Genomic DNA, 19,463 nt, shown 5'->3' with positions numbered 1-19,463 from the left:
AAAACCAACTTCCTCTTCTGTTTCACAAGGTTGTTTATGAAAGTTGAATTTTAGGTGGGTTCTAAAAATTAGTTTTTTTATTTTTTTCAGGCACAAATCAGAACTCTTTTAAAATCTGGGCTGAAAAAGTAAGCAATTGTACAAATTATTTTTTTAATTCACATACAAATTTTTAATTCGCAATTAACTAACTAATTAATAGCATATTACGATGTAAATAAATTTAATCTTTGAACTTGTTCAAGCCTGAATAAGTTGTAGGTAAGGTTTATGAGTTCGATTATTCCTGTTGCTCTTGCTATTCCTACAGATTTAACCGCAAGCCCGTTCATACTTTGTTCCATAAAACCAAATACGTGTTCTACTCTTACCCTTATGATGTCATATTGTTTTCGTGTTAAATTATACGTAAATATACGTATAATTGCTTGAATAACAATGATTTAAATTATAGAACCCACCAAAAATAAATCTAAGATATGGTTGGAGTTATTGTTCTCATAATGTCTATTCCCTTTATCGTAATGAAATTAAACTTTTGAATGCCTACACCCTAAAACGGCACTGAAATCTGTGTAACTTTACGGCCTATGTGTGCTTCAAAAGACATACAAATACTTATCTATTGTTTTTTAGGGGTTTTACTCAATAACAGCGTTTGGGGGCAGGCTTCCTTTTCTGAAAAAGTTACTACTGCTGCAGATATAGGAATGACAATCAACAACTTAGGTATGGTTGGTAACGCTTTTAAGGGAAGTTATGTTGTGTTAAAGTATCCTTCTTGTGAATATCCTCGAAATTCGGGTATAGAGCATTTGTTTGAAGGAGGGTTGTGGATTGGGGCAAAATCAAATGGCGGTTCAATAATTGTTTCTACCGGTGCTGTTGATGATGCCAGTGGCTACACAACCGGAAAGGCCGGTTTTGAATACACAGCCGCAATCGGGAGTGAGCTAATTGAGCGGTCTTCACTGTTAGATAACGCCAATTATACACCTAACGCTATCTCTCACCAAGATTTAGTGTCAGATTTCACAGATACTAACATTGTGGTACCCGGCACCAGCACCCCAATCAGCACATTGGAAAACGGCCCAATAGGTACCGGCGTTCATTTTGAAGCCTATAATTGGAACTACTCATTTGCAGATTTCTTCGTAATCCTGAATTATCAAGTTACAAACGTGAGCACAAATACTTGGAACGATGCCTACTTAGGACTTTGGATTGACCCCGTAGTGCGAAACGTAAACGTAACTGCCGCAGGTTCAGGAGGTACTGCCTTTTACAATAAAAGCGGAACTGGATTTATGGATAGCTTATTACTTGGTTATGAGTTTGATGCGACCGGAGATATAGGTTTTACAGAAAGCTACATCGGCACAAAGTTTTTAGGTGCCGAAAGTACTACCCAATTTTACCACCCTAAAATAACCCCAAACTTTAATGCCTATTTTAATTCTTGGAATTTCAAGGACTTTACGTCCAGCTATCGCGCCCCTCAAAATGATAATGAACGATATGCCAAACTCTCCAGCGGCTTAAACACCGACCCTAATTGGGAATCAACGATTAAGGCTCAGCTAAAAATTCCGGGTAATCGTTCGCAGCTAATCTCGGTAGGGCCATTTTCAGCAATAAAACCCGGAGAAACCGTTACAATTGCCTTTGCTATTGTCTTAGCCAAGAAAAATGAAGATGGCAACCCGAACATAACCGATAATGAAGTACAAAAGCAGCTTTTAGCTCAAAATGCGGCCTGGGCACAATCCGCCTACAATGGTGAAGATAAAAACTTTAACGGAATCTTAGATGAAGGTGAAGACTTAGACGGTAACGGAAAGATAACCCGTTATATCTTACCCACCCCGCCGGATATTCCCAAAACACGCTGGGTCGTTTCCGAAAATCAAGTAACACTGTTTTGGGCTAATAACGCCGAAAACTCCATAGACCCAATCACCCAAAAAAAAGATTTTGAAGGATACCGAATTTACCAAACCTCAACCGGCTTTGATGTTACCAATACCCAAAATCTTGCAAGTGCCTTAAAGCTCATTGCACAATTTGATATGCCCGACAATCAGTTTGGGTACAATAATGGAATGCAATCCGTAAAACTACCTCAGCCACAATACTTTGTAGGTGATTCAACAGCATATCAATATCGCTATACTTTTTTAAATTTACCGGCCGGCTGGCAGCAGGCAATGGCCATCACTGCCTTTGACCAAGGCGACCCAGAGAGTAACTTGGCTTCATTAGAAACCAGCCGATTAAGCCCAACCGCTATGAAACGCATTTTCCCCGGAAAGCCTGCTAACGATAATTTTATCTACGGAGATCCCTTTGTGTATCCCAATCCATATTATGCTAAAGCAGGTTGGGAATATGATAGTAATGAGGAACTTAGAAAAATTACATTTGCTAACTTGCCAGCTCATTGTGAAGTTACTGTTTACACCCTTGCAGGTGATATTGTCCATTCATTTGTTCACACAGAAAATTCTTATACCGGATCGGATTCCAAATGGTTTTCTACCTATTCAGATCCCACAAATACTCTTTTTTCAGGGGGCGAACACGCTTGGAATTTGCTTTCTACTAATATCCAAATTCTGGCACGTGGGCTGTATTTATTTGTTGTTAAAGACTTAGAAAGCGGCCGGATAAAGAGAGGTAAATTCGCTATTGTCAAGTAATTATGAGAATATTTACCATAGCAAATAACTTTCTTTTTAACACTCTCTTGCCTTACAACAAAACTTTAATCAAGCTATTGATTAGCTGCAACTATATTTTAAAAAATCCAGCGATAAACTTCAAAGCTATAGCTAAACAAAACTTAATACACTTATTCTGAGTATTTTACTATGAAAACTATTGTTTTTTTACATCAAGGTTCTGAATGGTATGGCTCTGACAAGATGTTAGCCGCCTTAGTGGTAGGATTAGATAAGACAAAATTTCGGGTAGTTGTAGTCTTACCACAATCGGGGATTTTGAGTAATTACTTAGAATCTAAGAATATAACTATTGTTTACTGTAAGTTAGCAGTTATTTCGAGGGCGTTATTTACGGTTCGGGGTCTTCTTTCGTTACCATTTAGTTTATGGCAAAATTTAAGGCAACTCCGGCAGGTTTTACGTCCATTCGGGAAAATAGATATTTTGCATACTTGCACTTTAGCGGTTTTAAGCGGATCTATTTTTGCGTGGCGGTATAAAATCTGCCATGTTTGGCACATTCACGAAATGATTGTAAACCCGCCTGTTGTTCGCCGGTGGCTACCACGTATTATTGAAAAGTTTTCAGATAGCGTTCCCTGCAATTCTACTGCAACACGAGATTTGCTGATTTCAGAATGCCCGAAAATATCACACAAAGCTATTGTGATAGAAAACTGTGTACTCCCTCCGGAAACTCCCTCTTCGCCAATCTCCTTAAAAGAGCAATATAACTATCCATCAGAAACAATTTTGCTTGGATTAGTTGGGCGAATTAACCGCTGGAAAGGGCAAACATTATTGGTAGAAGCCGCCGCTACATTGTTTAGCCAGGGAATAACCAATTTTCGGGTTATTTTTATTGGAGATGTACCTCCTGGCCAAGATGAATTTAAAATAGCACTGCAAAAAAAGATTGCCGAAACTAACTATCAGGCTTATTTTCAGATTATTTCATTTCAGCAAGATATTTGGGCTTTCTGGCCGGCTTTGGATATAGCGGTAGTTCCCTCTACGGAGCCGGAACCATTTGGGTTGGTAGCCATAGAAGCTATGTATTCCGGTAAACCGGTTATTGCCGCAAACCACGGCGGATTAACAGAAATTGTTGTACACGAACAAACCGGCTTGCTATTCAAACCCAATGACGTAACTGCCTTAGCAGATGCTCTCAAAAAATTAATATTTAACCCTGACCTAAGAATCAGTTACGGAAAATCTGGCAAAGAGCGCGTTGAATCCCATTTTAGCGAAAATAGCTATATCCAAAAATTTGACAGTTTATATGCTTCTTTGCTCAAAAACAGCCAATAGAGTTACATTTGTTTTTTAACTTTGCCTGCAAAAGTTTATCATGGGATTATTACAAGGTCAAGTTACGCTCATTACGGGAGCTACACGAGGAATTGGTAGAGAAATTGCACTTGAATTTGCCAGACAAGGGTCAGATGTAGCTTTTACCTATCAAAATAATTCTGATTTAGCAAATTCTTTGGTTTCTGAAATACAAAGTATTGGTTGTAAGGTATTTGCATTTCAAGCTGATGCTGCTGATTTTAATAAAGCACAGGAAGTCATTGATACCATTGTTGCAAAAGCCGGAAAGTTAGATTGCGTAATCAACAATGCCGGAATCACCAAAGACAATTTGCTGCTCCGCATGACCGAAGAACAATTTGACACTGTGGTAAATACAAACCTAAAAAGTGTTTTTAACTACACCAAAGCCGCCAGTAAAATTTTTTTAAAGGCTAAAAAAGGTTGCTTCATCAACATTAGTTCTATTGTAGGCTTAACGGGAAATGCCGGGCAGGCAAATTATGCTGCTTCCAAAGCCGGAATAATTGGTTTTACAAATTCCATTGCCAAAGAATTAGGTTCGAGAAGTATTCGCGCAAATACCGTTGCACCCGGGTTTATTCAAACAGAAATGACCGCTAATTTACCAGATTCTGAAATCCAAACATGGTTGCAAAAAATACCGTTAAAACGTCCGGGAACCCCCAAAGATGTTGCCGGAACCTGCGTATTCCTCGCCTCACCTTATGCCGCCTATATCACCGGACAAGTAATCATCGTAGATGGCGGAATGTTTATTGACTAACTATCTCCATGAAAATCATTTGTATCGGTAGAAATTATCCAGCACACGCCCGAGAACTAAATAATGAAATCCCTGAAGATCCTGTTATTTTTTTGAAGCCCGAAACGGCAGTACTCCAAAGCGGAAATACCTTTTTTTTGCCAACATTTTCACCCGAAATACATTACGAGTGTGAAGTAACACTCAAAATAGGGAAAAAAGGGAAAGATATTCCCGAAACCCAAGCAGATTCTTACCTATCCGGTGTTGGGCTGGGAATTGACTTCACCGCAAGAGATTTACAACAAAAACTAAAACAAAAGGGATTACCTTGGGAATTAAGTAAAGCATTTGACAAGTCAGCCGTTATATCCGAATTTTACCCAATTCACTCTTTTCAAAATATCCATGAATTATCTTTTGAATTGTTTATCAATGGCTTACAAAAGCAGCAGGGAAATACTCGAGAAATGCTTTTTTCCATTCCAAAGATTATTTCATTTGTGTCTATGTATTTTACCTTAATAGCAGGAGACATTATTTTTACCGGCACACCGGCGGGGGTGGGAAAAGTAAATCATGGAGACTTATTAGCTGGAAAACTCAACGGGCATGAAATACTAACCGTTTCTATTGGCAATACTTTAGTAAAGATTTAAGCGGCTATTAAGCCCACTTGCCTTAGTTTGTCTAATCGTTATTTGTTTTTAGATAAGTTAATTATAGATAAACTTATTGTTTATAATATCTATTGTAAATTAACGTAATGTAAATTCTTGTTTACCAATCAAATACCCTTCACAGAATACTTTTACTTGATAATTTCCTTTGCTAAAATCGTTTTTATCCGGGTGGTTATATATTTCACAAATGTTGATTGTTTCGCGGTTGTAATTAGCTGATGTTTTTAGGGTATAAATCTGCTCTTTGCCGTCATAGGTGAAGTAACCGCTGGTATTTTCAAAGTTTTTTTCGACCTGCCCGTTAGGGTTCGTAATCTGGATAAAAACATCTCTTTTTCCGGCTGTTGCAGCTAGATTTTCAATGATATTAAAGCAGATTTTTATTTTTTCAATTTTTGAGGCTTTCATTTCATTGGAGTCAAATTCTTTATCGCGGCGGTTTAAGCCGGTTATTTTGAAATCAGCCGTTTTGAGTACTGCTGCTGCTGCCAACTTGGTTTCATACAGAAACTTTTCCTGTTCTAATTCATAGTTAAGGCTGTCTTTTTTCTTAACTTCGTTTGATAAATCTTGGTTTTGGTTTTTTAGTTGTTTATTTTCTTCTTTGAGGGTAGTTATTTCTTGTTGATATTTTTTGATATAGTATTCCATTTGGTCAATTCGGGCTTTGTACTCTTCAGCTTGTTTTTTAGTGATTTTTCCGGCCTCCATTAATTTATTGACTTGGTACTTTTTATCATTTATTTCTTTGGTTAGGTTTTGGATTTTTTTATCTTTTTCAGCAATAGCAAGATCTTTATCTTGGATTTGGGATTGCATATCACCCACTTTGGTATTGAGTTCTTCAATTTCCTTATCGAGTTCTACTTGGTTTTCAGCCAGTTGTTCGTTTTCTTGCTTTAGTTTTTGATTGCTTACAAAAAAATACCCTAAACCGGATAGCATTGCTAAGATAACTACCGTTACCACAACTCGTATCAAGGTAGGATTTATTTGATTCATATTTTAATTATTGGCTTGCGAAGTTACACATTTCAAAGAAATGCAAGTTTTTTTCAGAATCAAAAATTGAGAATAGCTGATTTTTAGATTCTTAGAAAAAGGATACTTAAATATTCGGTTTAAATCAATTGCGAATCTGGTACTAAGGTTCGTGTTATTTTTACAATAATTACTAACTTGCAAGCAGATTTTATCTTATCAAATTATGTCTGGTCATAGTAAATGGGCTACGATTAAAAGAAAAAAAGCAAAAACCGATAGTAAGCGGAGTTCTATATTCACTAAATTAGCAAAAGAGATTACGGTTGCAGCCAAGTTAGGCGGAGGAAATCTTGAGAGTAATGCTCGGTTACGTTTGGCGGTTCAGAATGCTCGGAAAAACAGTGTTCCTAAGGATGCTATTGAGCGTGCTATCAACAAAGGTGCAGGTTCTGATAGCGCAAACTTAACAGAAATCGTTTATGATGGCTACGGCCCCGGCGGAATCGCTATCGTTGTGGAATGCACTACCGATAACCTAAACCGCTCCGCAGCCAATATCCGCAGCTATTTTAACAAAGTAGGCGGAAACTTCGGAAGCTCCGTCCGATTTATGTTTTCCCAAAAAGGTGTCTTTATTATCCAAGATAATAATTTCGATAGTGAATCTTTTATTTTTGAACTCCTTGATGCCGGTGCTGAAGACGCTGAACTCAATGACGGTTTTTACACCGTCATTTGTCCTTTTGAGCAGTATGGGCAAATGATAGCCTTTTTTGAAGCACATAAAATTGAACCGGAAAGCACTACCTTAGAGTGGATTCCGGCAAACCACACCGGCACAGACATCGAAAATGCTACCAAAGTAATGAAACTCATTGACTTACTCGAAGACGATGATGACGTGCAGCACGTTTATCATAATTTAGAACTTACTGATGAGTTGTTAGAAAAAATCAGCTAACTATATGGAAACAAGCTTTGAAAAATTAGCCCGAAAAAATACCGAAGCCCTACTTGGTGGCGGGCAAGACAAAATAGATGCTCAACATAAAAAAAAGAAACTAACTGCCCGCGAAAGAATCGAAATACTCTTAGACAAAGGTTCTTTTGAAGAAATTGGAAAGTTTGTAACCCACCGTTCAAACGAATTTGGCTTAGATAAGCAGCATTTTTTAGGTGATGGCGTTGTTACCGGATACGGCAAAATAAACGGCAGACCTATTTATATTTTCAGCCAGGATTTTACCGTTTTGGGCGGGTCATTATCCGAAACCTTTGCAGAGAAGATTTGCAAAATTATGGATTTAGCCTTGAAAAATGGCGTTCCTGTTATCGGATTAAATGATTCGGGAGGGGCGCGGATTCAGGAAGGTGTGGTTTCTTTGGCTGGATATGCCGAGATATTTTACCGCAACACATTAGCTTCCGGAGTTATTCCGCAGCTATCTGCTATTTTGGGACCCTGTGCCGGCGGAGCTGTCTATAGCCCAGCTATTACCGACTTCATTTTTATGGTCGAACAAACTTCCTTTATGTTTGTTACAGGGCCAAACGTCGTTAAGACCGTTACCCATGAAACCGTTAGTTCCGAAGAACTCGGGGGAGCTATTACCCATTCCGGCAAAAGTGGCGTAAGTCATGCAGCTTTTCCCAATGAAATCGCTTGCTTAGAAGGTATCCGAAATATTCTTTCCTATATCCCACAAAACTGTGAGGAACTTCCGCCAAGATTACCTTATAGTTTGCAGCAAGATGAAGCCGTGCCAGCTTTGGATAGCATTATACCTGAAAACCCAAACCTTCCTTATGATATGAAAGACGTTATCAACGCTATTTCGGATAAGGATTCGTTTTTTGAAATTCATCAAAATTTTGCAGAAAATATTGTAGTAGGATTTGCTCGGCTTGCCGGTAGAAGTATTGGAATCGTTGCTAACCAGCCGGCTTGTTTAGCAGGTTGTTTGGATATTAACGCAAGCGTAAAAGCAGCCCGTTTTGTCCGTTTTTGTGATAGTTTTAACATTCCACTGCTGGTTTTTGTGGATGTTCCGGGATTTTTACCCGGCACAGACCAAGAATGGAACGGCATTATCAGCAACGGAGCAAAGCTGCTATATGCTTTTTGCGAAGCAACAGTACCCAGAATCACGGTAATCACACGCAAAGCTTATGGCGGTGCTTATGATGTGATGAACTCTAAACATATTGGCGCAGATATGAACTTTGCATGGCCTTCGGCAGAAATCGCCGTTATGGGCGCAAAAGGAGCCGCAGAAATTATCTTTAAAAAAGAAATATCCGAAGCAAACGACCCGGAACTAAAATTAGCCGAAAAAGTAGATGACTATACCCGAAAATTTGCCAACCCATATCGGGCTGCTAACAGAGGTTTTGTAGATGAAATCATTGTGCCTTCCGAAACACGCCCCAAACTTATCAAAGCCTTTGAAATCTGTGAAACAAAGGCCGTTAAAAGGCCCCCTAAAAAACATGGCAATATTCCCTTGTAATTCTTTAAGGCTACTTTTGCTTTAAAAAACTGACTAACTTTGCTCAAAGCTACTATTGCAGTTTTATGTCTGGTTCACAAACTTCTTTTTTATCAAATAAAACGATGCATCGAAACATCAAATTCTTAGAAATCAGATCAGAATTAGGTGCCGGAACGTTTGGCTCAAGCCTTGGAATAGATGCTATCAAGTTTGCCGCTCTCAAAAAGCATTCTGATATTTTTTTGACCTACCATTCTGAATCCATAGAGAGCGATACCGGGTGGATTTCCCCTGTTTTGGAACATAAGTTTGCCAAAAAAATTGACGAAATGATGCTCTTATATGAAAAAATCAGTTTACGGATTAAGCAATATCTGGGAACCGGTTTTTTCCCCCTTGTGATAGCTGGAGACCATGCAAATGCCGGAGGCACTATTGCCGGAATAAAACGCACGTATCCGCAGGCTAAACTCGGCGTAATCTGGATTGATGCCCACGGCGACATCCATTCTCCCTACACAACCCCTTCCGGAAACATTCACGGAATGCCTTTAGCAATATCATTGAACCTTAAAAATCTGGATTCTCAGGTTAATAAACTTGATGAACGCACAGAAATCCTCTGGGAAAAACTTTGCAATGTAGGCAATATCAGCCCCAAAATTCTTTTTGAAGACCTCGTTTTAATTGATATTCGGGACTTAGAACAGCCCGAATGGGATATTATTCACCGAAAAAATATTGAATATTATGATCCGGAAGATATTCAAAAACATGGTATTGAATATGTTGCACAAAACGCGCTGAACTACTTAGATAAATGCGATTATATTTATGTCAGTTTTGATGTAGATAGTTTAGATCCCTCAATTTCAACCGGAACAGGCACTCCGGTTCAAAATGGGCTTACTGTGGAGCAGGCAAAATCACTGCTGAAAATATTATGGAAAAGCCCAAAGCTAATCGCATTTGAAATTGTTGAGGTAAATCCGCTATTAGATAATCAAAATAGGATGGCTGAAATTGCATTTGAACTTATCCAAAGTTTGATTTATGAATAAAATTATCTTGCTTTTAGTGGGATTTTTTTTTCTGGCTGCTAACAGTTGTTACGCGCAGCCGTCAAGAAATGTATTGGTTTATAAGTTTGACCCCTTAGGGGGGCTTTTTGGGGAACTTCGTTTTTCTTTTGAAAGAAAACTATCTCCACATCGTTATTTTTTCTCTTCTGCCGGTTATTATCAGCGGGAAGATAAACTTGACGTAAACGGAAATCCGGTTGATGGTCCATCTCAGTTTGGAAATATCCTTCGTGCGGTATTTAAGTCTCCTTACAATAAGTTTTTTTATACTTCTGCGGGATATTTTTACAAAAACTATGGTTTTGACCGTGAAAAATTACATGGCCCTATTTTTCGTGCAGGAATCAAGCAATACATAAAAACGCTTAATGCTCCGGAGGGGGCTTTTGTTTATTTAGGAATAGGATATGGGCTTATTCGGGCACAATTCTATAATTTAGAATATTCATTAATTCATTCAGAAATTATTCACAAACCCGGTGCTTCCTTTGCTATTGGTCATCAATGGCTTTGGGGGATGAAAGATAACTGGGTTATTAGTATGTTTGGCGGTATGGAATACTATCACATCATCCGGATGAAGCCTAATTATGACCCTACCGTTTGGAAAAACATACCGAATTTCATTTTATATGCAGGATTGGAAGTAGGATTTTCTTTTCGGCAAAAATTTAGGCATTGGTAACTCATTAAACCACCCTTTAAAACTGAAAAATCATGGATTTCATCGCAGAATTGCAGCACCAAATAAGTGTTTCTGTTGAAGAGTTATTTCAACAAAAGGTTAGCCCAAGCAGTATTTCAATACAGCCTACCAACCCAGAACATTCTGGAGATTTTACGGCCTTAATGTTTCCTTTGGTTAAATTAAAATTAGGTTCACCGGAAGATTTAGGAAATAAGATCGGGGAGCATTTAGTAAGCCGCTATAAACCTATTGAAAGTTTTACTGTTATCAAAGGTTTTTTGAATTTAGTAATTCGAGAAAGTTATTGGTGGGCTTTTTTGGAGGAATCTATAGAAGCAGAAGAATCATTTTTTAGACTTCAAATAGGTCATAATAAGCGTGTTATGGTAGAATACGCATCTCCGAATACCAATAAGCCTCTTCATTTGGGGCATCTGCGTAATATATTTTTAGGTAATTCCGTCAGTAAAATATTAGAGGCTCTTGGCTTCACTGTTATTCGTGCCTGTTTGTATAACGATAGGGGAATACACATTTGCAAATCTATGATTGCTTGGAAGCTATATGGTAACGGAGAAACGCCTGCTTCCTCAAATATCAAAGGAGACCATTTGGTTGGAAAATATTATGTTACCTACGAGCGTGTTTACCAAGAACAAATATTAGAGCTTCGGGCAAAAAAAGTTTCGGAAGAAGACGCTAAAGAGCAAGCACCTATTTACCTTGAAGCCCAAGAAATGCTCAGAAAATGGGAAGCAAATGACCCTGAAATACGAGAACTCTGGAAACAAATGAATGGCTGGGTTTATGATGGCTTTCAAAAAACCTATCAACGAATCGGGGTTCATTTTGACCAATATTATTATGAATCCTTTACATACCTATTAGGCAAAGAAATCGTTGAAGAAGGGTTAAAAAAAGGTATTTTTTATAAAAAAATAGGTGGTTCCGTTTGGATAAATTTATTTGAAGAAGGGTTAGACGAGAAACTTTTATTGCGCTCAGACGGCACATCCGTTTATATTACCCAAGATTTGGGAACAGCTGATAAAAAGTATTTTGACCATCGTATTCAAAAGTCTATCTATGTAATTGGTGATGAACAGGATCATCACATGAAGACACTTATAGCCATTCTTCAAAAACTCGGCAAGCCGTATGCTTCCGGCTTATTTCATCTATCTTATGGTATGGTAGATTTACCCTCCGGAAAAATGAAATCCAGAGAAGGTACGGTCGTTGATGCTGATGATTTATTAGGCGAAATGCACCAAGTGGCGAAAACAAAAACCGAAGAGCTTGGCAAAGCAGATGAACTTAACGACAAAGAACTCAGTGAACTTTATGAAACGTTAGGGCAGGGAGCATTAAAATACTTCTTATTAAAAGTAGATGCAAGAAAACGCATTTTATTTGACCCAACCGAATCTATTGATTTTAGGGGAAATACAGGTGTTTATATCCAGTTTATGTATGCCCGAATAAAGTCTTTGCTAAATAAAGGTATTCAGGAAGATTATACGGCAGAAGAAATAGCTACTTCTATTACGTTATTGCCTATTGAGCGGAACTTATTGCGGCAAATACATCAATACCAATATGAGCTTCTTGAGTCCGGCTTAGCATACAATCCGGCTATTATTGCGAACTACTTATATGAATTGGCTAAGTTATTTAGCCGTTTTTACAATGAAGTACCTATTTTTAAAGAAAACAATAGAAGTTTAGTAAGCAATCGGCTATTTATTTGCAAGATGATAGGGGAGATTTTGTATCATGGTTTAGGGCTTTTAGGAATAAAAGCTCCTAATCGGATGTAATTATTTAGTTTTGTGGATTTTTACCAAGATTATATTCGGCCTCTTTTGTTTCAAGCGGATGCCGAAAGGGTTCATAATTTTACCTTTAATTCGCTTCGTTTTTTAAGTATTCTCAGCAATCGTTTTAAGTGGTTTCCGGATCGGGATATTCCTCTAAAGCCGGTTCATTTATTTGGATTATCTTTTCCAAATCCATTAGGGTTAGCTGCTGGTTTTGATAAAAACGCCGTGTTATTGGATTTTTGGCAGTACTTAGGCTTTGGTTTTGTAGAAATTGGGACAGTTACTCCAAGGCCGCAAGTAGGTAACCCAAAGCCAAGACTTTTTCGTATTACACAGGATTCTGCTATTTTAAACCGAATGGGGTTTAACAATGACGGAAGTACTGTGATTCGGAAAAGGTTAGAAAAAAAATCAGCTAATTTTATTATTGGGGTTAATATTGGCAAAAACAAAACAACTCCTAACGCTGATGCTGCATTAGATTATTGTGCTTGTATTCGCGAATTATCCGAAGCTGCTGATTATTTTGTGGTAAATGTAAGTTCACCAAACACACCCGAACTGCGCGATTTACAGACAAAAGAACCTTTGTATCGTTTACTTAATGAGATACAAAATCAAAATACAAAACTCCAAAATCGTCCAATTTTAGTAAAAATTGCTCCCGATTTAACCGAGAATAAATTAGATGATATTATAGAAACCATCCATAAAGTTCGATTATCTGGAATTGTTGTTTCAAACACAACCATTTCTCGCGCTAATTTAACAGCAAAGGAAGATGTTATTCAAAAATTAGGATCTGGCGGGATTAGCGGGAAACCGCTAACCAAAATAGCGTCAGAAAGATTGGTACAAGTTAGGGAGCGAACGAGTTTAGGAATAATTGGAGTAGGAGGGATATTTACACCGGAAGATGCACAAGCAAGGATTGATGGCGGTGCAAATTTAATACAACTATACACGGGATTTGTTTATCAGGGACCATCAATAATAAAGGAGATTATTCAGTATTTATATTGATTTTTTGTTCCACGTGGAACATTTTTTTATGCTATTTTTTTGTTCCACGTGGAACATCGTAGTATTTGTTTAAAAAATAGTTTTCTTTGTTGTGTATGATTATTTTTTCTGTTTCGGTTGAATCATTATAGCCTGATAAATGTAAAATACCATGAGTAATTACTCTAAATAATTCCTGTAAAAAGGGAACTTTAAATATCTCTGAATTATCGCTAACAGTATCCACAGAAATAAACAAAGTGGGGTTTTGGAATTCTTGGTTAGCAGCAAAAGTAATGATGTCCGTTGGGTAATTATGCGCTAAATAATAGGCATTTACTTGTTCGATATAACGATTAGAACAAAAAATAATCTCGATAGAAGAACCTAATGCTAATTCTCCTAAAATATTTTGTAAAAACTCTTTTGTAAAAATAGGGTCTGGTAGTCTAAATAAGGTATCTTCGTAATAAAAGAAATCCATTAAATCAAAAATCGTAGTTCTATTGAATTGCCGGGGTCATTAAAAATCATTTCGTTGGATAAGTGTTTCATGACAAAGATTCCTCTACCTCCAATGCTTTCGATATTTTCGGGAAGTGTGGGGTCTTTTACCTTTTGAACATCAAAACCCGGGCCTTCGTCTTGGATCCTAAAAGATACTATATTGGGGTTTTTTTGAAAGACTTCTATCTGAATTTTCTTATTAATATCATTCGCGTTTCCATGTACAATGCTGTTGTTAACTGCTTCGGTAACAGCTATCATTATGTTTCCGTATATTTCGTCCGATAGATCTAATTTAGCATTCAAATCATCAACAAAGTTTTCAACTATACTTAGCTCATCTATTGAACTTTTTATCTCTATTTTCATATACATATTTTTAATTTAATTTGGTGAAATAAGTTTGAAATACTGGTCTATTAAATCTTTGTATTCCGGTGTGTATTGAAATTTTGTAGAATTAAATATTTCGGTACGGATTCGTTGTTTGATTTTATCTAATTCTAAGTCTTTGGTAGATCGTTGATAGTCTTCTTTTCCGGTATTAGATTCGCGTTTATCATCAAATTCGCGTTCACGTACAGATTTATCAAAGTCTAATAGTCTGGAAAGTATTTGTTGCTGGCGCATCAGCATATCGTGGGTAAGGTGCTGGTTCATCAGTTCTATTTCTGTTTTTTGCATATCTTCCATGATTTTATCGGCGTTTCCAAGTCCTTTTTCTCCCTGTTCTTGTTTTATTTTTTCGTAAGCATCTTTCATTTGTTGGCGGATCATTTCTTGTCTTGCTCCGTATTCAGCTAATTTTTTGGGGTCTGGAGTGCCATTTTTCATCATTTCTCCCAATTCTTTATTTAATTGTTGCTGCATTTTAGCAACATCTCTCATAGAGGGTTTTTTACCTCCCGGTTTGTTGCAAGAGCCTTGGTTTTGTTGGGAGTTTTTCATCTGCATCTGCATCTGTTCCAAAGATTCTGTGAGCATATTTGCCAAATTATTCAAGGAGGTCATAGCAAAATGCTGTTCGGAGGTAGCCTGCGGAATCTGTTTATCTGTCATAAAAAGAATCACTCGCTTCATGCTATTTTGAATTGTATTGACTTCATCAGTAACATATTTTTTTATCTGCACAATTCTTTTTGATAATGCGTAAAGGGAATCTTTAAGCATCACCATATCATCCTTCAATGCTTTTTGTTTTTGGAGTTTGAATTGTAATGAAGGGTCGTTAAAGCGTATTTTTTTTACTTGGTCTCTTAGCTCTTCTTGGTCAAAAGATAATTTTAGCAAGTTTTCCAATAAATTTCGCAGGTCTTCATAATTTTCTTCGTCTTGCTCATTGGATGAAGATTGTTTCATATTACTGAGCATTTGCTTCATGTCGTTTAGTTTCTTTTTAGATTCATTTTGGGACTTATTGGCTTGTGATTTAGAGTTTTTGGAGAGGTTCTCTGAGGCATTATTCATATTTTTTTCGGCATCATTTGCTTGCTCATCGAGTTTATCCATTTCTTCTTTATCGGGTGAGCTTGTTTTTTCTTTTAAATCTTTTAAGTCCTGAATATCTTTTTTGATATTCTTCATTTCTTCCTCTAATTGTTTTTGTTTATCTTGAATTTGTTTTAGTTCTTCTGGTGATTTTGCATTTTTTGTTTGTTCGGCTAACATCTCCTGCTTCTTTTCTAAGGCATCTATTTTGTTTATGAGTTGGTCAATTTTTTGTTCAACTTTTAGTTGGTTAAATAGTTCAAGGGTTCGTTCTAAATCTTTTGTAAAGTCTTCATTTTGTTGTTTTACCTTTTCGATTTCTTGTTTAAACTGCCTTAAATCCATTTTATCAAGATTTTCTTGCATTTTTTTCAGGTATTCCTTCATTTCTGGGGTCATAAATTCCTGAATTAACTGCTGTAGTTGTTCATATTTTTTTAGTGTTTGTTCATCAAAGAGGTTATTTTCGGCAGACTTTTGTTGCTCATTTTTAATTCTTTTTTGTTCAGCTTCAAATTTTTCTTGTAGCTGCATTTGTTTTTTTAGCAGGTCTTGAGCTTGCTTTTTATCTTCATAAGTAAGTTGTTTTTTTTCAAGGAACTTTTTCTGTAGCTCTTCATATTGTTTGTTTAGCTCCATAGCTTCCTTTTTCATATCTTCTATGGAAGCAGTTGTATTTTCTTGGGTTTTTTCATGGTCGTCATAAAGTTCGGATTGAGAAGGCATTTTTACTCTATAAATGGACGAAGTTGTTGATTTAAAACCAGATATAGCATCATTATCTGTAATTTTGAAGAGTATTTCCATTTCTTCGCCCTCCAAAAAGTCTAATTGAAATAAGTCAAGAGATTTAGAATAAGCTAAATAGGATTGGTAGGGGGTTATTGGCAAAAGGAGTGTTTTATAGTTTTCTGTAACTTTATTGGGGATGGCAGATTTGGTAAATTTGTAGAGTAATTCAAGTTTTGATATTCCGTAGTCGTCCGTTGCTTCTAATTGAATGGGCATCATGGCCGTAGAACCCGGAACAAACTCCGCAGAAGGTTGTGAAACATTTATCGAAGGATACTTGTCTTCAAGCATTTTCACCTGATAATGAATGGTATCTAAATTTGCTAAACCCACAGAAGATTTTAAGGTTACGTAATAGCTGAAATCCTGCATAATCGTTTTCTTAAAAACCGGACGGGTGGATTTGGATAACAAAACAGGTTCTGGTGTGTGGATTACTCCTTCCTGAATATCTCCTTTGAATTGAAAAGCAATAGAAATCGTTGAACCTTTTAAGGCTTCAAAATCACCGCGATTGGCTTGCAGGGTTTCGGCTGATAAGCGAGTGTATGACGGCGGAACTATTGTAACCTGAAAATCTGAAATAGACGGACGAACGTGAACTTTAATCCGCTTCAAAGAAGACTTAACTAATTCATTACCAACATATAACTCCATATCCTGAGTTATGGAATGAAAAGAAGTAGCAAAACTTGTGGGAGAAGTCTTCTTTAAGATTAACTGGCTAAAAGATTCTTCCTGACCAAATTTATAGTAGAGAAAGAGTTCATTTGGTAAAACATCGCCTTTGACTGAAATATGTATCGGCAAGGAATCTCCATGAACAACCGAGTTAGGCAAGCCGGAAAAAGTAATATCAAAGGGAGGCGGAGGCTCAAAATGAGAACGAAAGTTAAATAAACGGTACGTGCCTTTGGTCAGTAAATCCGGCTGAAAGCCAACAATAAATAAGATTAAAAAGAAAGGCAAAAGCAAGTACCGAGCATAACGATAGTTTAAACGTAAATTGATAGCGTTGGTAAAAGGAACAACACGCAAAAGGGCAGCTTTTTCATCAATGGCGGCTAATAGCAGTGAATTATCTTGGTCATCATCGCGCTTGGCAGCTAACTGTAATAGATTCAACAAGCGGTCATCCACATCCGGAAAATATTTACCAATCTGTATCGCTATTTCTTCTTGGGTTAAAACTTTCCCTATTCCTTGCAACTTTATAAGCGGCTGTAAAATGTACCGAAAAAATAAAAATGAAGTGATAAGCGAAAATAAAGCAAATAAAACCGTCCTATATGTTATTGATAACCAAAGAAAACCTTCAGAAACCGAAAACAAAATGAACAGTAAGGTAATGATAAATAAAAAAAGTAGAAACCCACGAAGCAACCGATTTAGATAGTATTTTCGCCTATAAGCATCTAATTTCTGCTGAATAAAAGACACATCACCCATAACCTCAAACAACTAACAAAGATACAATATTTAACCCAAAAAACAACCAAATCATTTCATATTGAATGATAAAATAGGATTTTTTAAGTATGATGGTTATTCACAAAATAGTAAACAAACATTAAAGATACATCACAATAAAATGTTGAAAACTCAAAACTCCAGCTAAAAGAGAAAATTGAAAGATAATTTCCAAAGTTTTCAACAATTAAAATTACTACTTTCAACAAGTATTCAACAAAAAAGTGAATAACTGGTTTTCAACAAAATTAGGATTTAGAGAAATCAACACTCGTGAATAAGTCTCAAAATATAGGTATGTTGATATTCTGAAACTAAAAAGTAAAAATACAAGTTTTATTGAAAAGTTGTGGGAAAGGTAATCCATTATCAAAGTTTATTACTTTTACACCTATTCACAGAACATAATACATATAATAAAGTTTAAGTATAAATTATAAAGCATTTTTTTTATTTTATGGAAACAACAATTGTGGAAAAAGTTGGTTTCGTTGATTCGTTCATAGACCCAACTATTGACTTAGAGCAGGAAATTTTGCGCTTAAAGCGCGAAAAGAACGCGGTTATCTTAGCTCATTATTATCAAGATTCTGAAATACAGGATGTTGCAGATTATATTGGCGATTCTTTAGGTTTAGCCCAAAAAGCAGCCGAAACAGAGGCAGACCTCATTTTATTTGCCGGTGTTCATTTTATGGCCGAAACTGCTAAAATTCTAAACCCTAAGAAAAAAGTCATTTTACCAGACTTAAACGCCGGCTGCTCATTATCAGATTCCTGCCCAGCAGATGTCTTTAGAAAATATAAAGAACAATATCCTGACCATAAAGTAATTACCTATGTTAATTGTTCTGCAGAGCTGAAAACCCTTAGTGATGTGGTAGTTACTTCCTCAAATGCTGCGGCTGTTGTAAACTCATTTCCTCCAGAACAGCCCATCATTTTTGCACCGGATAAAAACTTGGGAGCCTATCTCAATAAAATAACCGGCAGAAACATGATTCTCTGGAACGGTACCTGTATGGTACACGAAATCTTTAACCGGAAAAAAATAATAGACTTGAAAAACAGCTACCCAGATGCTGAACTTATTGCCCACCCAGAATGTGAAGAAGTAGTCCTAAATGAAGCGAGCTATGTTGGCTCTACAAGTGGCTTACTAAATTACACTAAAAAATCCACTACAAATACATTCATTGTGGCAACGGAGCCCGGAATCATCTACCAAATGAAAAAACATTGCCCTGAAAAAACCTTTATCCCGGCCCCTTCAAACCAATCCTGCGCCTGCAATAGCTGCCCACACATGAAACTAAATACCCTCGAAAAAGTTTATAGCTGCTTACTACATGAACTCCCAGAAGTTACTTTGCCCGAAGAAATAATCCAAAAAGCATTACTTCCCATCCAAAGAATGCTCGAAATCAGCAAACAAGCAAAAATTTAAAACCAAACTCAACTATGTTATCAATAGTAACCTTAAACTGCAATGGGTTACGTTCCGCTATCAAAAAAGACTTCTTAGCTTGGGTTGAAAAACAAAACCCGGACATTGTCTGCTTACAGGAAACCAAAATTCACCAAAGAGATCTAAGAGGTTGTTTAAAATTTATTTTTTTATTCTGTTAAGCATAATTCTAATC

15 protein-coding genes and 1 pseudogene are annotated in these 19,463 nt (G+C 36.8%); 11 read left to right on the top strand and 5 right to left on the bottom strand.

Going from position 1 to position 19,463, the window contains the following annotated elements:
* Positions 1-206: 206 nt before the first annotated feature.
* A pseudogene (locus tag LC115_08030) lies at positions 207-377 on the bottom strand (transposase).
* Positions 378-590: 213 nt separating this feature from the next.
* On the opposite strand from LC115_08030, the gene LC115_08025 reads away from it, so the two are divergent.
* The 4 genes from LC115_08025 to LC115_08010 all read left to right on the top strand — a co-directional run bounded on the left by LC115_08025 (position 591) and on the right by LC115_08010 (position 5,468).
* Complete coding sequence (locus LC115_08025) at positions 591-2,702, top strand: hypothetical protein (protein MCZ2356619.1); 2,112 nt, start codon at positions 591-593, stop codon at positions 2,700-2,702.
* Positions 2,703-2,873: 171 nt separating this feature from the next.
* Positions 2,874-4,040: a glycosyltransferase family 4 protein gene (locus tag LC115_08020; protein ID MCZ2356618.1), complete on the top strand. Its 1,167-nt coding sequence runs from the start codon at positions 2,874-2,876 to the stop codon at positions 4,038-4,040.
* 40 nt (positions 4,041-4,080) lie between these two features.
* Complete coding sequence (fabG, locus tag LC115_08015; protein MCZ2356617.1) at positions 4,081-4,830, top strand: 3-oxoacyl-[acyl-carrier-protein] reductase; 750 nt, start codon at positions 4,081-4,083, stop codon at positions 4,828-4,830.
* Positions 4,831-4,838: 8 nt separating this feature from the next.
* Complete coding sequence (locus tag LC115_08010) at positions 4,839-5,468, top strand: fumarylacetoacetate hydrolase family protein (GenBank protein MCZ2356616.1); 630 nt, start codon at positions 4,839-4,841, stop codon at positions 5,466-5,468.
* 99 nt (positions 5,469-5,567) lie between these two features.
* Here LC115_08010 and LC115_08005 read toward each other — a convergent pair whose 3' ends face one another.
* Complete coding sequence (locus LC115_08005) at positions 5,568-6,494, bottom strand: DUF2680 domain-containing protein (protein MCZ2356615.1); 927 nt, start codon at positions 6,492-6,494, stop codon at positions 5,568-5,570.
* Positions 6,495-6,699: 205 nt separating this feature from the next.
* Here LC115_08005 and LC115_08000 point away from each other — a divergent pair, with 205 nt between their 5' ends.
* From LC115_08000 to LC115_07975, 6 genes are all read left to right on the top strand, one after another.
* Positions 6,700-7,437: a YebC/PmpR family DNA-binding transcriptional regulator gene (locus LC115_08000; protein MCZ2356614.1), complete on the top strand. Its 738-nt coding sequence runs from the start codon at positions 6,700-6,702 to the stop codon at positions 7,435-7,437.
* Positions 7,438-7,441: 4 nt separating this feature from the next.
* Complete coding sequence (locus LC115_07995) at positions 7,442-8,986, top strand: acyl-CoA carboxylase subunit beta (GenBank protein MCZ2356613.1); 1,545 nt, start codon at positions 7,442-7,444, stop codon at positions 8,984-8,986.
* A gap of 65 nt (positions 8,987-9,051) precedes the next feature.
* On the top strand, positions 9,052-10,029 hold the full coding sequence (rocF, locus tag LC115_07990; GenBank protein ID MCZ2356612.1) for an arginase: 978 nt from the start codon (positions 9,052-9,054) through the stop codon (positions 10,027-10,029).
* A complete protein-coding gene (locus LC115_07985; GenBank protein ID MCZ2356611.1) occupies positions 10,022-10,735 on the top strand; it encodes a hypothetical protein in 714 nt (237 codons plus the stop codon). Before rocF ends, LC115_07985 begins: the two co-directional genes overlap by 8 nt.
* Positions 10,736-10,767: 32 nt before the next feature.
* Entirely contained in the window at positions 10,768-12,558 is a 1,791-nt protein-coding gene (gene argS, locus LC115_07980) for an arginine--tRNA ligase (GenBank protein ID MCZ2356610.1), read from the top strand.
* Between the two features lie 12 nt (positions 12,559-12,570).
* Positions 12,571-13,584, top strand: a complete 1,014-nt coding sequence (locus LC115_07975; protein ID MCZ2356609.1) for a quinone-dependent dihydroorotate dehydrogenase — start codon at positions 12,571-12,573, stop codon at positions 13,582-13,584.
* A gap of 31 nt (positions 13,585-13,615) precedes the next feature.
* Here LC115_07975 and ybeY read toward each other — a convergent pair whose 3' ends face one another.
* Genes ybeY through LC115_07960 form a run of 3 tightly spaced genes read right to left on the bottom strand, consistent with a single transcriptional unit; the run spans position 13,616 to position 17,799 of the window.
* Entirely contained in the window at positions 13,616-14,047 is a 432-nt protein-coding gene (gene ybeY / locus LC115_07970; GenBank protein ID MCZ2356608.1) for an rRNA maturation RNase YbeY, read from the bottom strand.
* Positions 14,047-14,439 carry an ATP-binding protein gene (locus LC115_07965; protein ID MCZ2356607.1) on the bottom strand — a complete coding sequence of 131 codons (393 nt, stop codon included), beginning with the start codon at positions 14,437-14,439 and terminating at the stop codon, positions 14,047-14,049. Before LC115_07965 ends, ybeY begins: the two co-directional genes overlap by 1 nt.
* 15 nt (positions 14,440-14,454) lie before the next feature.
* Positions 14,455-17,799, bottom strand: coding sequence for a hypothetical protein (locus LC115_07960; GenBank protein ID MCZ2356606.1), 3,345 nt, complete (start codon positions 17,797-17,799; stop codon positions 14,455-14,457).
* Between the two features lie 478 nt (positions 17,800-18,277).
* Between LC115_07960 and nadA the strand changes: the two genes are divergently transcribed.
* Complete coding sequence (nadA, locus tag LC115_07955) at positions 18,278-19,267, top strand: quinolinate synthase NadA (protein MCZ2356605.1); 990 nt, start codon at positions 18,278-18,280, stop codon at positions 19,265-19,267.
* The last annotated feature ends 196 nt before the right edge of the window (positions 19,268-19,463 follow it).

It is taken from the genome of Bacteroidia bacterium, from assembly GCA_026932145.1.
GTDB lineage: Bacteria > Bacteroidota > Bacteroidia > J057 > JAIXKT01 > JAIXKT01.
The sequence above is the reverse complement of the archived record's forward strand: the minus strand, read 5'-3'. Positions and strand labels throughout refer to the sequence as shown.

Bases quoted from the DNA above. Each gene is read 5' to 3' on its own strand.
- LC115_08025 (MCZ2356619.1), top strand. From the start codon at position 591: ATGTGTGCTTCAAAAGACATACAAATACTTATCTATTGTTTTTTAGGG.
- LC115_08020 (MCZ2356618.1), top strand. From the start codon at position 2,874: ATGAAAACTATTGTTTTTTTACATCAAGGTTCTGAATGGTATGGCTCT.
- fabG (MCZ2356617.1), top strand. From the start codon at position 4,081: ATGGGATTATTACAAGGTCAAGTTACGCTCATTACGGGAGCTACACGA.
- LC115_08010 (MCZ2356616.1), top strand. From the start codon at position 4,839: ATGAAAATCATTTGTATCGGTAGAAATTATCCAGCACACGCCCGAGAA.
- LC115_08005 (MCZ2356615.1), bottom strand. From the start codon at position 6,494: ATGAATCAAATAAATCCTACCTTGATACGAGTTGTGGTAACGGTAGTT.
- LC115_08000 (MCZ2356614.1), top strand. From the start codon at position 6,700: ATGTCTGGTCATAGTAAATGGGCTACGATTAAAAGAAAAAAAGCAAAA.
- LC115_07995 (MCZ2356613.1), top strand. From the start codon at position 7,442: ATGGAAACAAGCTTTGAAAAATTAGCCCGAAAAAATACCGAAGCCCTA.
- rocF (MCZ2356612.1), top strand. From the start codon at position 9,052: ATGTCTGGTTCACAAACTTCTTTTTTATCAAATAAAACGATGCATCGA.
- LC115_07985 (MCZ2356611.1), top strand. From the start codon at position 10,022: ATGAATAAAATTATCTTGCTTTTAGTGGGATTTTTTTTTCTGGCTGCT.
- argS (MCZ2356610.1), top strand. From the start codon at position 10,768: ATGGATTTCATCGCAGAATTGCAGCACCAAATAAGTGTTTCTGTTGAA.
- ybeY (MCZ2356608.1), bottom strand. From the start codon at position 14,047: ATGGATTTCTTTTATTACGAAGATACCTTATTTAGACTACCAGACCCT.
- LC115_07965 (MCZ2356607.1), bottom strand. From the start codon at position 14,439: ATGAAAATAGAGATAAAAAGTTCAATAGATGAGCTAAGTATAGTTGAA.
- LC115_07960 (MCZ2356606.1), bottom strand. From the start codon at position 17,799: ATGGGTGATGTGTCTTTTATTCAGCAGAAATTAGATGCTTATAGGCGA.
- nadA (MCZ2356605.1), top strand. From the start codon at position 18,278: ATGGAAACAACAATTGTGGAAAAAGTTGGTTTCGTTGATTCGTTCATA.